The following is a 12,236-nucleotide window of genomic DNA, read 5'->3' as shown; positions in this document are numbered from 1 at the left end:
CGCGGTTTTCGTTGATTTTGACGGTGCGGTCGCCGCGCCCCAAAAGCGTGATCTCGTCTGCGCGCACATAGCCGAAATCGCGGCTTTCGAAGCGCTCGCACCAAGGAGAGCTGATCGTAAACTCGCCCGTTTGCGAAAAATTGTCGGCGGGTTGCTTTGCCCCAAATTTATCGCAAAGCGCGCTCTCTTGCGTAAATTTATCGTCGTGTTTTGTCGCAGAGCTCGGTGTGGGACTGTTTTTCTGGCCGGCCGAGGTTTTATTGCCAGCGTCTGCATTAAATTTAGACGCCTGCTTGCCCGAGCGGTTTGCGTCTTGCCCGTCCATACGGCTCGTTTTAGGCTTTGCCGCAAAATTTTCGCCGCAAGGGCTTGCCGCAAGATCGAAGGGCTTATTCTCGCATTTTGCCGCGCTGCCGCTATCAATATCTGCGCGGATCTGCACGCTAACGGGAGCGAATTTTTTAAGTCCTGCGCCCTCGTTGCAGGCGATCACGCCCGTTTCGCTGGAGCCGTAAATATCGACGATGCGGGCACTGCTAAGCGCTGCCAACCTGTCTCGGATCGCAGGACTTAGCGGTGCACCCGCGCTAAAAATGGTGCCCAAAGGCGCTATGTTTGCAGCATCTGCGTGCTCGCATAGCGCGCCTAGCACCGTGGGCGAGCTGATCAGCACGGCGCCCGCAAGATCGACTGCGAGGATGATTTCAGGGTAGTTTAGACCGCCTTTTTGCGTGCGCGAGCCGCAAAGCAGCGGCACGAAGATGCTAAAGGTGAGCCCGAACATATTTTGGTGCGAGACGCCCGATAAAAATCGATCGCTTGCGCAAAGACTGAATCTTTCTACCAAAAATTCCGCCTCCAAAACCATATCACGCAGACTTTTTTCGATATTTTTCGCCTCGCCCGTAGAGCCCGAAGTTTTGATATAAAATTTTTGATCCGCGCGCAGTAGGTGCAAAGAGATAGCCTCTTGCTCGCACGGCGCGTGATTTTGCGGCGCGTTTTTAGATGAAATTTTAGGCACAGATTTTTCGGTATCGTGCAGCGAAATTTTTTCTAAATCATGGAAGCAGAATTCGTCTAAATTTTGTGCTGCGGCGAGATTTGGAATTTTTACGTCGCCGCCTAGATGAAATTTACCGCTAAATTTGGGCTCTCGCAGCAGTACGGGCGCAAAGCCCGCAATCAGCGCGCCGAAAAAAAACGCGATGAGCTCCGCCGCGTCCTCGCCGTAAATTTCGATCATCGGTGCGCTTTTTTGCTCTTGCGTCTGCGTCGTTTGCGTGGCGTGCGCGGTATCTGCGCTGTCGATAGAATTTTTAGCGCCATTAAAATTTGCGCTTCTGCTAGAATTTTCCGCATCTTTTAAATTTACGCTTGCCGCGATACTTTGGGATTTGTCCGCGCCTTTTAAGCTTGCCGCTTCGCCTTGTTTGCACCCCGTTTTTGCTAAATCTCTCGCAAGAGCCGCCGCAGCAAGGATTTCGCACTCGTAAGGCTTCAAAGAATTAATCAAATTTTTTAACATAAAATTTCCTAAAAATCATCTCGCCGCCGATCAGCGCGCCGATGAGGACGTATGAGATCGCGCCGCAGTAAACGCTCCAATAAATTTTATCTCGCGGTAGCAGCAGCGCCGCGCTAAGCAGGCCGTTTAGCACAAAAAATCCGAGCCAAACTTCGGTCAGTTTGCGCGTGTAGGCGCGGCCGTGCTCGTTGAGACCTGGCTGCTTCAAAAGCGCCAGGCGCGTGATCGCAGGCGTCGATCTTAGGCTGAGTGCAAAAAGCGCCGCGAGCGAGAAATTTATTATGAGCGGATACAGATACGCGAGCGCTCCGCCGCCAAATAGGGCGCACAGCGCAAAAAATGCCGCGCTTGCGCCCTTAATAGCTCGATCTTTACTTTCAAAAACGGCTCGCGCTCCCCATAGCGCGCTCATCGCCGCGAGCAAGCAGACCCGCGCGCCGCCGTGCAAAAAATAGAGGCCGAAAGGGTAGAACACGCTTAAAATTATGGTAGCTGTTTTTAAAAATATCGTTCGTCGCAATCTCTGTAATCCTTAAATTTAGCCGCAAGGGCTTGGTTTTTTTACCGCGGCAGCTTTAGCTTCGTCACAGCGGTTTTTAGCTTTACCGCGGCTGGCTAGGCTTTTGCTGCTGCGATTTTGGTTTTGCCTTGGCGGTTTTTGGTTTTGCTGCTAGTAGCGCAATCGGCGCGATTTGTACCGTGCCGAGATACTTTAAATTTGACCTCGGCGCCACGGTTTTGGGCGCCATGCTTATAAAATTTTAATTCAGCCGCGCCTGCCGCCCTCAAAATTCTAGCCGCATCTTAAAATTTAGCTGCGCTTTAATTTGGCTCGCGGCACTGCGCCCGCGATCAGATCCGCTAAATTAAATTTGGCCGAAATTTTAAAATTTTGAAATTTTATGAAAACGACGGTCTCAAAAGAAACGACGTCTTTTAAAATTTCAAAATTTGACCCAGGTACGCAGATTTAAATTTTAAAATTTTGATCCGCAAAGTGCTCTACATACTAGCCTAAAAACGGCGAGTAAGCGGGCTTTGTGCCGTGCCGCCTAAGCGCTAAGCCCGTAAAGCCGCTCTCTCCACGCTCTTTCAATTAAAACATTCGCCGCGCGCCGTCAAATAAACGACGCCTATGTTATCCGCTCGCCCGCTGCCCCGTGCCGCCGCAAAGTAAACTACCGAACCGCGACGCACTCGATCTTGTCGCGCCGCACGGCTAAATTTAACTCTCGCCGTCCGTAGTCTCCCCGCTCGCGCCCTGATCGAGCTTTGCGGCTACGGCATCCACGATGTCGCCAAGGGTCTGGATGTTTTTAAAATCATCGGGCATCAGCTTGTAGCCGGTGTTTTTCTTGACGTAATCGACCAGATCGATCGCGTCGATGCTGTCGATCTGCAGATCCTCGTAAATTTTAGCCTCAGGCACGACCTTGCTCTCGTCGATCTCGAAAAGCTCCACAAGCGCCTTTTTTAAAATTTCAAAAATTTCATCTTTACTCATTTTTACTCCTATTTTCGGCGATGTATTGCGCCAAAGACGCAACGGATGAGAAAATTTGTTTTAAATTTTGGGTTTTTGAGTTAAGCACGATGCCGTATTTTTTCTGCACCAAAAGCCCGAGCTCCAGCGCATCGACCGAATCGAGCCCGAGCCCGTCGCCAAAAAGCGGCTCATCGTCATTTATGTCGCCGGGTGCTACGTCTTCGAGGTTCAGCCCCGAAATGATCAGCTCCTTAAGCTCCAAAATTTCTTCGTTCACAGATTCTCCTTTTCATATAGATTTGATATTTTTTCATAGAGTTTGCGCACTCGGATCGGGTTTGGGCGATCCGGCTCAAAGCCCGTTAGATCCAGCGCGCACAGCTCGTAGAGGCTGTACTTCATCCGAACCTCGGGCGTATCGTACCATACTTGTCCTTTTTTTAGGCTTTTAGGATCCATTTTTATCGCGACGCAGTTTATGTTTTTTGCGAAATTTATCGCGATGTAAAACGCCGCTTTGTGCATGGCGATGCGATCCGCGGTGCGCGTGCCCTCGGGGAAGATGATTAGGCTTTCTCCTTGCGCAAGGGCGCTGCGGCACGCATCTATCATCGCTTCCGAGCCGGTGTTTGGGATGTAGCCCGCGGCTGCGATGGCGGCGGAGAGGAAGGGATTTTTGCACAGACTTTCCTTGACTACGCAATTTGCGCGCCGCACGTGAGCTAAAAAGATCACCACGTCAAGCAAGCTAGGGTGGTTTGCGATGATGAGAGTACCGCTAGGCGGGAGCTTGCAGCGCCAGCTTACGCCGATGCTGCCGTAAAGTCGCGCTAGCAGCAAAAATATGCGCCACGAGATCATTATAAAATCGCGCACGAAATTTCGTACGACCTCTATGCGGTTTAGCCGCAGCAGCGCTACTGGGAGGAAGAGTAGGTTGCCCATCATACACAGCGCGCCGAAGCTTGCGAAGGATAACGCGATGCCGATCTGTTTGAGCTTGCGCCTTAGCGGATCTGTCTGTTTCATCGCTCGGCGCCTCTTTCGGCGGGGATTTCGCGGTTCTCGTTGGAGATTTTGCGGCTTTCGGCGGGGATTTGATGGCTCGTCATGCGGGCAGCCCCGATAAAATTTCTACGGCTTGCCGCTCGTCGCATCGCAGCGGAGTTTTTGCGGTTTTCTGTGCGCGATATTTCGGCTTGCGGCATGTGTCGAGGCAATAGAGCTTTTATGGTCTGAGCAGAAGCTCTGACGATCTCGACGCCGCGTATATACCGAGGCAATAAAATTTTTGCGGCGCGCGGTAAACTGCGATTTTGTAGAATTCTTGCCGTTTGCCGTGCGCATTGCCTCGGTGAAATTTCTGCGGCTTGCCGCATGCTTCGTCGTGCGTGCCATTGCGATGGAATTTCTGCGAAGCGCCATATATGCTGCTTTGGCGCCGCTATATGATGCATCGTTTGATTAAATTTATAGCTCGCGGCGCAGTTAAATTTAAAATTCATCGCAACGCTTTGTCGTGCGCATCTTACCTGAGCGGCTATTCGGTTCATCGCGCGGCTAAATTTAAACCCGTAGCGCAAACTTTGCTCTGCTAAATTTATAAAATTTACAGCCTGCTGCGCGTGGCATTTCAGCTCGCCGCGTCTGTCTTTATAGCGGAATTTTGCGGTGTCTTCCGCGCGCCGCTGCGGTAAAATTTTTATGGCTCGCAGCTCGCAGCGTTTAGGCGGATTTTTTTGGGTTCGTTGCGTATGCCTCGGCGGCGTATTTTCGTAGCGCGCCTCACTGCAACGCGATTTGGGGGCGCACGGCGCGCGCCCTTTCGGCGTGCTTTTAAGATGCGCCGTTTGGCTGAGCTCATATTCGATAACGCGGCTAAATTTAAAACCTTCACCATATCTACATTTGGCGGAGCGGCTAAATTTAAAGTTCGTCGTTCGGGCTTTTGCGGCTCCGCGTAGCCTGGAATTTTGATCAAATTTGCTCGCCTCGCCGCGCTTGCTCATGCGATGAAATTTTGCTATTTTAACGCTCACGATTTTGCCTTAAAAAAGCTGCGATTTTGGCGGGATCTTTGACGCGCCAAAGATAGTCCAAAACCCCATCGCTACTGCGCCATTCGCGCTTGCCGGAGAGGATTTTGGCCAAAAATTCCACCGCGGTATCTAGCGGGATCTCGCCGCCTTTTTTAAAGCTTCGTAAAATTTCATTCTCGGCTCGCGGCTTCGGATTTTGTGCCTCTAGGCTCTGTGTCGTCGCGTCCGCAACGTGCGGAGAGATTTCGATCTGCACGTCATCTCCGCGCTGAAGCACCAAAAGTAGGGCGCAGGCGAAGTCGCAGCGCTTCAGATAGTCGTTATTTGCCTCTTCAAAATAGCAGAGCAGGGCGATTTTATCGTTATTTGATTTGCATGCATCGTTTTTATCATCTTCGTTCGCGTCCTGCGCGGAGCCGGAATTTTCCGCGCTTTCTTTCAGCCTCGCGGTGGCGATTATTGCGCCGTTTTCAAGCGCACACGCCGCAGAGATCGTCGAAATTTCGGCGTGATTTTGCGTAAAAATAGCATTTTGCGCCGCGATCGCGTTGAGTACGCTGACGCAAAAGCTCGAAGGCGAGACGCTTTCCTCCATCGAGCCGAGCAGGCTAAAACAGCGGTTGATTTCTCCCAAGCGCGAGCAAAAAACGAGCGGCATCCCTTCGCGCTGCGTCGCGGAACTTTGCATCGCATGATCGCAGGCTCCCGAGCTTTCGTTTGTTTTGGAATTCTGCCTCGCGGAATTTAAAGAATTTTCATTTGTGAAATCCTGCGGCGGCGGGTTTTGCGCAGCAGTACGATTTTCGCTCGTATCTAAATTTTGCGGCGCGGAATTTAAAGAGCCTTTCTCAGCTAAGCTCTGCGGCGCGTTTTGAGAAATTTCGCCTAAAAGCGAGATGCAAAGTTTCGCCCCGAGCCCCAAACGGCGGCGCTGCAACGGCGGAATATGCTCAAGAGCCGGCTTTTTCTTTAAAGCTTCGAGTGCTAAAATTCCATCTTTTAAGCGGGCGTGGGCAGAAATTTTTAAATTTTCTACGGGGCTATTTTGTAAAGCCTCGCCCTCACGCGCGGCGAAATTTTTATAAAGCTCCGCCGCCTCTTCGGAGTTGCAATCAAAAGCGCGCGCGGAGCTAAATTTAGACGTATCCGCTTCTTGTTTTAATCCCCGCTGCGAGCCGAGCTCGGTAGATTTTTCATCAAAATCTTCTGTAGCAAGGTTGCACCCCGCTTTTTCGTTATTCTCGCAAGCCGCAAAATTTGCGGGATTTATAGAATTCTGCTTGCAGTCCGGAATATCTGTAAAATCTTGCGTAGAATTTGCCGTGAAATCATACGTAAAATTTTGATCCGTATCGCAAAAGAGATCGGAATTTCCGTCTAAGCTTACTTCGGAAATTCCGTCCGAGCAAGCGGCGAGGTTTTTATAAAACTTCGCCGGCTCACCCGAAATTATCGCGCTTGCGTAAGATATACCGAAGCTTAGTTTATTTTGCAATATAGCCTCTTAGCGTGACGCCGTTCATTATCGAGCCTACGCCGCATTCAAACTCCTTGTCGCTCACGAAAACGTTTTTGTAATAGTAGCTCGTGATGTTTACGACCTTGTTGCCACCCTCTTTTTTGGCTCGGTCTTGAAAGCTAAGCAGTGCCGATAAAAACGCGCGGTTGCATGCGGCTTGATCGGTCTTGTTGATGCTGTTTGTTTTTTTGTTCGAGCTTAGCTGCTGCGTGATCTTTCTGCCTGCGGATTTGTTGCCGAAGTAGAATTTTATGTTCGGATCAAGCTTGGCTTTAGCGTCTGGCTCTGCGAGTGCCGCAGCGATCGGGAAACGCACGATATCGTTTTTGGCATAAGCCGAATTAGCGACAAAAAGCGTCGCAACTACGAAAAATAGAAATTTTTTCATTTTCTCTCCTTTAGTCGATAAATTTTTTAAAAATCAAAGATGTGTTCACGCCGCCGAAAGCAAAGTTGTTATTCATAACGTAGTCCGTCTTTATCTCCTGCGGCTGCGTGAGGTATCTAAGCGGCGCACATTCCGGATCGATAGCTTGTAAATTTAGATTCGGATAGAATAGCCCCTCATTCATCATCATCACCGAGATGAAGCTCTCCAGCGCCCCGCACGCGCCCAAAGTATGACCCAAATAGCCTTTATAAGAGCTCACGGGCGTCTGCGAGCCGAAAATTTCATGCGTCGCCGTAGATTCTGCGACGTCGCCCTGCTTGGTCGCCGTAGCGTGGGCGTTTACGTGCCCGATGAGATCCGGCGAAATCGCGGCATCTTTGAGCGCCAGCTGCATCGCCGCACGCATAGTCTCGCTCTGCGGGCGGGTGATATGCGTGCCGTCGCAGGTTGTGCCGAATCCTACTATCTCGGCGTAAATTTTAGCGCCGCGCGCAAGGGCGCTTCTGAGGCTTTCCAGCACGAATATAGCGCCGCCTTCGCCCAAAACCAGTCCATCGCGCGCTATATCAAAAGGTGCAGGGCTGAGGGTAGGGGTGTCGTTTTTGCAGCTTGTCGCGTAGAGCTTATCGAATACGAATGCCTGGCTTGGGTGTAGCTCATCCGCGCCGCCTGCCAGCATCATATCCGCAAGGCCAAATTTTATCGCTTCGTAGGAGTAGCCGATCGCTTGAGACGCGCTCGTGCACGCAGAGCTCGTAGGTATGAGCCTGCCTTTTAGTCCGTAGTAGATCGCGATATTCGCAGCGACGGTGTGGGGCATCATCTTTACGTATGAGTTGGCGTTGAAGGTGCTATCCTTGCCATGCAAAATATCTATGACCTCGCCCGTAGCCTTTGCGTCGCCGCTGCAGCTACCCGCTGCGACGCCCATACGACCGTCCTTTATGCACCCCTCTTCTAAAAGTCCCGCATCCGCCAGAGCTTCACCCGCAGCATCGACGCCAAACATCGCTACCTTACCCATCGAGCGGGTATCTTTGCGGCTCCAGTGCGCAGGCGGCGCATAATTCGGTATCGGCGCGCCCAGCCTAGTGTTTAGCTCCTCGCCGAAGATATCCCATTCGCTCATATAAACTACGGCGCTTTTTTGCTGCGCCAAATTTTGCTTTATGCTCGCCCAGTCCCGTCCGAATGCACAGACATTGCCAAAACCCGTAATAACTACTCTATTTAACATAATCCACCGTCTATTTTAATAACCTCTTTTGTGATATATGCGGAATTTTCGCTTAGCAAAAACTCCACCAAATGCGCCACCTCGCTCGGCTCGCCGATGCGGCCTAACGGAATCGCGCCTAAAATTTGCTCGCTTGCGGTTTCGTTTATACCTTCGCTCATCGCCGTTTTGATAAGCCCGGGAGCCACGACGTTTACCGTGATCTTGCGGCTTGCAAGTTCTATCGCTAGCGATTTTGCCGCGGCGATTAGGCCTCCTTTGCTAGCGGCGTAGTTGCTCTGGCCGCGGTTGCCGGCAATTCCACTAACCGAGCTCATCACGACAATACGCCCGCCCTTTTTGGCGCGGATCATCGGCATCAGCGCGGGCTTTAGGATGTTATAAAACCCGCCTAAATTCGTATCTATCACGCTTTGCCAATCCTCGCGCTCGAACCACACGAAAGAGTTATCCCGCGTGATGCCCGCGTTTAGCACTATGCCCCAGTACGCGCCGTTTGCCTCTATGTCTGCTTCGATCTGCTCCTGCGCCGCAGCAGTGTCTGCGACGTCAAATTTTAAAATTTGAACTTCCGCCGCGCCCGCATCCGAGCAACGCTTCGCTACGTCATTAAGCTTTGCTTCGTTGCGCCCGTTTAGCGCCAAGCCGTAGCCCTTTTGCGCTAAATTTAACGCGCACGCCTCGCCGATACCGCCGCTTGCTCCGGTAATTAAAATTCTCTTAGCCATTTATACTCTTTATCATTTCGTCACTCGCGCGCATTACGCTAAGCGTGGCGCTTGCGATATGTTCGCCGCCGCAGCGGATCTCGCAGTCGAAGATATATAACCCCTCGCCGTCGCTCACGCTCTGCCTCGCCGTCGTAATCACGCGCTCGCCCACCTTCAGGCTTGCGCGCGAAATATCCAGGTTTCGCACGCCCAGTAAAAACCCGAGCCTTGCCTCGCCGCCATTTCGGTAGCCCGAATACACGCCGATACACTGCGCCATTATCTCCATATACGCGTAGCTGCCGAGCTCGCCGTCTTCGGTAAACGGCGAGTCCTCTTTAACGCTAAACGCGCAGCTCGCATACCCGTCGCTAACCTCTAAAATTTCATCCGCGAAGACCATATATCCGCTCTGCGGGAGGATGCTAGAGGCTCTCATACGCGTCCTATTATGGTTACGGCGTTGTCGCCGCCGAAGGCAAAGTTTATATTCATCGCGGTATCTACGCGCGCTTTTTTGGCTTCGCATGCGAGATTAAATTTAGACAGCGCCGCGGAGATTTCGCTCGTTTGCGAAGCTTGATCCGCAACGTCTTTTAAAATTTTATCGTCCGCGCCATGCAAATTATCTCCCGTGCCAAGCAAAGCTTTAGACGCAGCCAAAATTTTATCCGCGCTGCTTTTTGAAATTTCACCCTGCGCGTTTTGTAAATTTTCATCGCCCAAGCTGCATAAAATTTGATCGTTCGCGCTGTTTAAAATTTCATCGTTTTGCTCGCCGTACCGCGCCTGCACGTCGCGAAAAATTTCAGCCTCAGAGCCGCCCCAAATTTTATCGTTCGTAAAATTCGGCGGGATCATGCCCTGTCTGATCGCCTCGTAGCACACGGCAAGCTCGATCGCCCCCGCAGCGCCCAGGGTGTGTCCAGTCGCCCATTTTGACGAGCTTGCAGGCGCTAAGGGCAGGGCGGCGCTCATAGCTAAGGCCTCCATCGCGTCGTTAGCCGCAGTGCCCGTGCCGTGTAGATTTACGTAGTCCACGCTTTGCAGCTGCGCCGATTTTAGCGCGGTTTTGATCGCTTTGATCTGCATACGCGCGCTAGGATCGGGCTTGGTGATGTGGTAGGCGTCGGAGTTTGCGGCATGAGCCAAAATCGCGACGTCGCTTATGCGCTCGCGCGAAAGCACGAATGCGCAGGCTCCCTCGCCTAGATTTGTGCCTGTTCGCGCCTCTGAAAACGGCTTTAGCGACTGCTCGCTTAAAATTTCAAGCGCGCTAAAGCCCTGCAGCGTAAGCTCGTCTAATGCGTCGGCGCCGCCGAAAACGACCGCGTCGCAAAGTCCGCAAGAAATGAGACGCGAAGCTTCAATGAGAGCTTTATTTCCGCTGGTACACGCACTCGAAACTCCGATCGCGACGGATTTTAGCCCGAAGTGTTCGCGGATAAAATTTGCGGGGTTTGCGTGGGAGTTGCGTTCGAAGCAGAAGTTTTTAAATTTATCGTTTGCGGCTTTTGAATTTTTGGCGAAATTTTCGCCGTTTGCAGTAGAAATTTCACTGCACGGCGCGAAATTTTCGCCGTCTTGAGAGATAGAATTTCCTGCGCCCTTATTGCAAGCGAAAAATTCCGCATAGTTTTCCTGTACGCCGGTATTGGTGGTCGCAAATACCACGCCTACGCGGTGCGCGCCGAATTTTTGCACGGCTTGCTTGATCTGTTCCTGCACGCTTAGGCAGGCATAAAGCGCCAGGGCGTTCGTGCGTGTGGCGTAAGCACGATCTTTGATCTGCGGCAGCGGCGTATCCACGCGCCCAAAGATGAAATTTTTACCGCAGACGCTAAGCTTTCGCAGCGCGGATCTTTTTTCGCACAGCGCGCCAAAAAGCTCTGCGGCGCTGTTTGCGCCCGCACAGATGAGCCCGGGGTTACTTAGATACTGCGTCATATCGGCGCCCCTTTGCGTTTATGGTGAAATTCGCTTTATCCACATTCTCAAGCAGGGCTAAAAATACTCGCTCGCTTTGCGAATCGGGCGGCAGGAAGCCGTCGTTGCGAAATTTAGCCTCGCCGCCTTTGATCGATAAAATTTTACGTGCGATCGGCGCGCCTAGCATATCGAGCCAGACGAGTTTGTAGCGACTCTCCTCGCTGCTTGCGGGTGAAATTTTTGAGATCAGGGCTCTACTTTTTACGCCGAGCTCGTCCGTCAGGATGAACTGCTTTTGGCTAAATTCAGCTATCTGCTCAGGCGCCTTACGCGCGCATCCGCCTATAAAAAACGCGGCGCAAAGCAGAATGAAAGCCGCTTTAGAAATAGCGTAAAAACGATAAACAGGTCTCAAAAATTCTCCCTAAAAACGAGCGAAATCAAAATTTCGCCCTCCAAAATATAGCTCTTGTGTGACCACGCCCTACCGCGCTCATCAAGCGCCAAAGCCTCTCCATCTGCGCCGCGCGCCAGCCCCACGCGAGCAAGAGCGTAAAAACCCAAATTTCGCGCCTTAATCAGCGCCTCTTTGATTGTGTAAATTTTATAAAAAACGAGCGCCTTTTCGCTTTCGTCTGCCGCCGCTAAAAGCTCGCGCTCAAAGGCGTTGAAACAAAACTCGCTCGCCGCGGCAAAATCCCGCGGTTTTAAAATTTCAAGATCGAGCCCGAATTTTTGCCTCGCTAGAGCCACGGCGACGATCGTTTTACCATCCGCGCTTTTGTGCGAGATGCAAAATTTGCCGCGTTTTTTAAAGCGCGCTTTAAGTGCCCGCGAAACGCGAAACTCGCGCAGATGGGCTCGCGCGCACGCCAGCTTCTTATCGCGCCTGCTCAAAAGCCGCCGCGGAGCGCATAGATCCTCGTCGGTGATTAAAATTTTTATCTCGCTCATAAAGCCCTGATTTTACTAAAATAGTCTTTATAAAAATATAAAATAGCGCGGCGGCGTTGAAATTTCGTTTAAAATTTATTTGATGCGATTGGGCCCAAAGGTGCATTAAAACATAAAATTTATCGCGTTTGCGTCAAGGCTTCGGGCGCGGTAAAATTTTAAAATTTATCGCGCTTGCGATCTGCGCCGTGCGCTTTTTGGTTCGACATATTCTGCTTTGCGGCGTCGGTTGTGTTCGTTACGCTCGTCTTGTTCGTCGTATTTTGTGCGATCGTCGTGTTTGGTTAAATTTTTAGCGTGGCTGTATCAAGAGGCAGGCAGCGCAGGTTTTGAAAACATCGGCGCGGAATTTTAAATCGCGAGCAGTGCGTGTCGCAACAGACGCCGTAACATAACAGCGCAAAATTAGCCGCATTTGAATAAAACGGCATAAAATTTAAGCG

Annotated in this window: 14 protein-coding genes; all 14 read right to left on the bottom strand. The window is 51.4% G+C overall.

Annotated features, from left to right (window positions below; all coding sequences use genetic code 11):
* Positions 1-1,528, bottom strand: a 1,528-nt coding sequence (locus Q0614_RS03780) for a class I adenylate-forming enzyme family protein (protein ID WP_298786650.1), incomplete at its 3' end; no start/stop codon positions are given.
* Positions 1,509-2,048 (bottom strand): DNA gyrase subunit B, encoded by a 540-nt coding sequence (locus Q0614_RS03775; protein WP_298786648.1) that lies wholly within the window; start codon positions 2,046-2,048, stop codon positions 1,509-1,511. The genes Q0614_RS03780 and Q0614_RS03775, both read right to left, overlap by 20 nt.
* A gap of 705 nt (positions 2,049-2,753) precedes the next feature.
* Entirely contained in the window at positions 2,754-3,032 is a 279-nt protein-coding gene (locus Q0614_RS03770; protein ID WP_298786646.1) for an acyl carrier protein, read from the bottom strand.
* Positions 3,025-3,291, bottom strand: coding sequence for a phosphopantetheine-binding protein (locus Q0614_RS03765; protein ID WP_177388711.1), 267 nt, complete (start codon positions 3,289-3,291; stop codon positions 3,025-3,027). Before Q0614_RS03765 ends, Q0614_RS03770 begins: the two co-directional genes overlap by 8 nt.
* On the bottom strand, positions 3,288-4,043 hold the full coding sequence (locus tag Q0614_RS03760; protein WP_298786644.1) for a lysophospholipid acyltransferase family protein: 756 nt from the start codon (positions 4,041-4,043) through the stop codon (positions 3,288-3,290). The genes Q0614_RS03765 and Q0614_RS03760 overlap by 4 nt, the downstream gene beginning before the upstream one ends.
* Complete coding sequence (locus tag Q0614_RS03755) at positions 4,040-5,053, bottom strand: hypothetical protein (protein ID WP_298786642.1); 1,014 nt, start codon at positions 5,051-5,053, stop codon at positions 4,040-4,042. Before Q0614_RS03755 ends, Q0614_RS03760 begins: the two co-directional genes overlap by 4 nt.
* Positions 5,043-6,548: a beta-ketoacyl synthase chain length factor gene (locus Q0614_RS03750; RefSeq protein WP_298786641.1), complete on the bottom strand. Its 1,506-nt coding sequence runs from the start codon at positions 6,546-6,548 to the stop codon at positions 5,043-5,045. The genes Q0614_RS03755 and Q0614_RS03750 overlap by 11 nt, the downstream gene beginning before the upstream one ends.
* The gene (locus tag Q0614_RS03745) at positions 6,538-6,960 is read right to left on the bottom strand and encodes an excinuclease ABC subunit A (RefSeq protein WP_298786639.1); all 423 of its coding nucleotides are present in this window, start codon (positions 6,958-6,960) and stop codon (positions 6,538-6,540) included. The genes Q0614_RS03750 and Q0614_RS03745 overlap by 11 nt, the downstream gene beginning before the upstream one ends.
* Before the next feature lie 10 nt (positions 6,961-6,970).
* Positions 6,971-8,200 carry a beta-ketoacyl-ACP synthase gene (locus tag Q0614_RS03740; RefSeq protein ID WP_298786636.1) on the bottom strand — a complete coding sequence of 410 codons (1,230 nt, stop codon included), beginning with the start codon at positions 8,198-8,200 and terminating at the stop codon, positions 6,971-6,973.
* Positions 8,194-8,928 carry a 3-oxoacyl-ACP reductase FabG gene (gene fabG, locus Q0614_RS03735; protein ID WP_298786634.1) on the bottom strand — a complete coding sequence of 245 codons (735 nt, stop codon included), beginning with the start codon at positions 8,926-8,928 and terminating at the stop codon, positions 8,194-8,196. The genes Q0614_RS03740 and fabG overlap by 7 nt, the downstream gene beginning before the upstream one ends.
* Positions 8,921-9,349, bottom strand: a complete 429-nt coding sequence (locus Q0614_RS03730; RefSeq protein ID WP_298786631.1) for a hypothetical protein — start codon at positions 9,347-9,349, stop codon at positions 8,921-8,923. The genes fabG and Q0614_RS03730 overlap by 8 nt, the downstream gene beginning before the upstream one ends.
* Positions 9,346-10,857: a beta-ketoacyl synthase N-terminal-like domain-containing protein gene (locus Q0614_RS03725; protein ID WP_298786630.1), complete on the bottom strand. Its 1,512-nt coding sequence runs from the start codon at positions 10,855-10,857 to the stop codon at positions 9,346-9,348. Before Q0614_RS03725 ends, Q0614_RS03730 begins: the two co-directional genes overlap by 4 nt.
* On the bottom strand, positions 10,838-11,254 hold the full coding sequence (locus tag Q0614_RS03720; RefSeq protein WP_298786629.1) for a hypothetical protein: 417 nt from the start codon (positions 11,252-11,254) through the stop codon (positions 10,838-10,840). Before Q0614_RS03720 ends, Q0614_RS03725 begins: the two co-directional genes overlap by 20 nt.
* Positions 11,251-11,793, bottom strand: a complete 543-nt coding sequence (locus Q0614_RS03715) for a 4'-phosphopantetheinyl transferase superfamily protein (RefSeq protein ID WP_298786627.1) — start codon at positions 11,791-11,793, stop codon at positions 11,251-11,253. Before Q0614_RS03715 ends, Q0614_RS03720 begins: the two co-directional genes overlap by 4 nt.
* Between the last annotated feature and the right edge of the window lie 443 nt (positions 11,794-12,236).

It is taken from the genome of uncultured Campylobacter sp. (genome assembly GCF_937997595.1).
In the GTDB taxonomy this organism is placed as follows: Bacteria; Campylobacterota; Campylobacteria; order Campylobacterales; family Campylobacteraceae; genus Campylobacter_B.
This window is presented reverse-complemented; position numbering and strand designations above follow the sequence as displayed.

Coding starts and splice junctions, on each gene's coding strand:
- Q0614_RS03740 (WP_298786636.1), bottom strand. CDS start 8,200: ATGTTAAATAGAGTAGTTATTACGGGTTTTGGCAATGTCTGTGCATTC.
- Q0614_RS03745 (WP_298786639.1), bottom strand. CDS start 6,960: ATGAAAAAATTTCTATTTTTCGTAGTTGCGACGCTTTTTGTCGCTAAT.
- Q0614_RS03730 (WP_298786631.1), bottom strand. CDS start 9,349: ATGAGAGCCTCTAGCATCCTCCCGCAGAGCGGATATATGGTCTTCGCG.
- fabG (WP_298786634.1), bottom strand. CDS start 8,928: ATGGCTAAGAGAATTTTAATTACCGGAGCAAGCGGCGGTATCGGCGAG.
- Q0614_RS03715 (WP_298786627.1), bottom strand. CDS start 11,793: ATGAGCGAGATAAAAATTTTAATCACCGACGAGGATCTATGCGCTCCG.
- Q0614_RS03725 (WP_298786630.1), bottom strand. CDS start 10,857: ATGACGCAGTATCTAAGTAACCCCGGGCTCATCTGTGCGGGCGCAAAC.
- Q0614_RS03760 (WP_298786644.1), bottom strand. CDS start 4,043: ATGAAACAGACAGATCCGCTAAGGCGCAAGCTCAAACAGATCGGCATC.
- Q0614_RS03770 (WP_298786646.1), bottom strand. CDS start 3,032: ATGAGTAAAGATGAAATTTTTGAAATTTTAAAAAAGGCGCTTGTGGAG.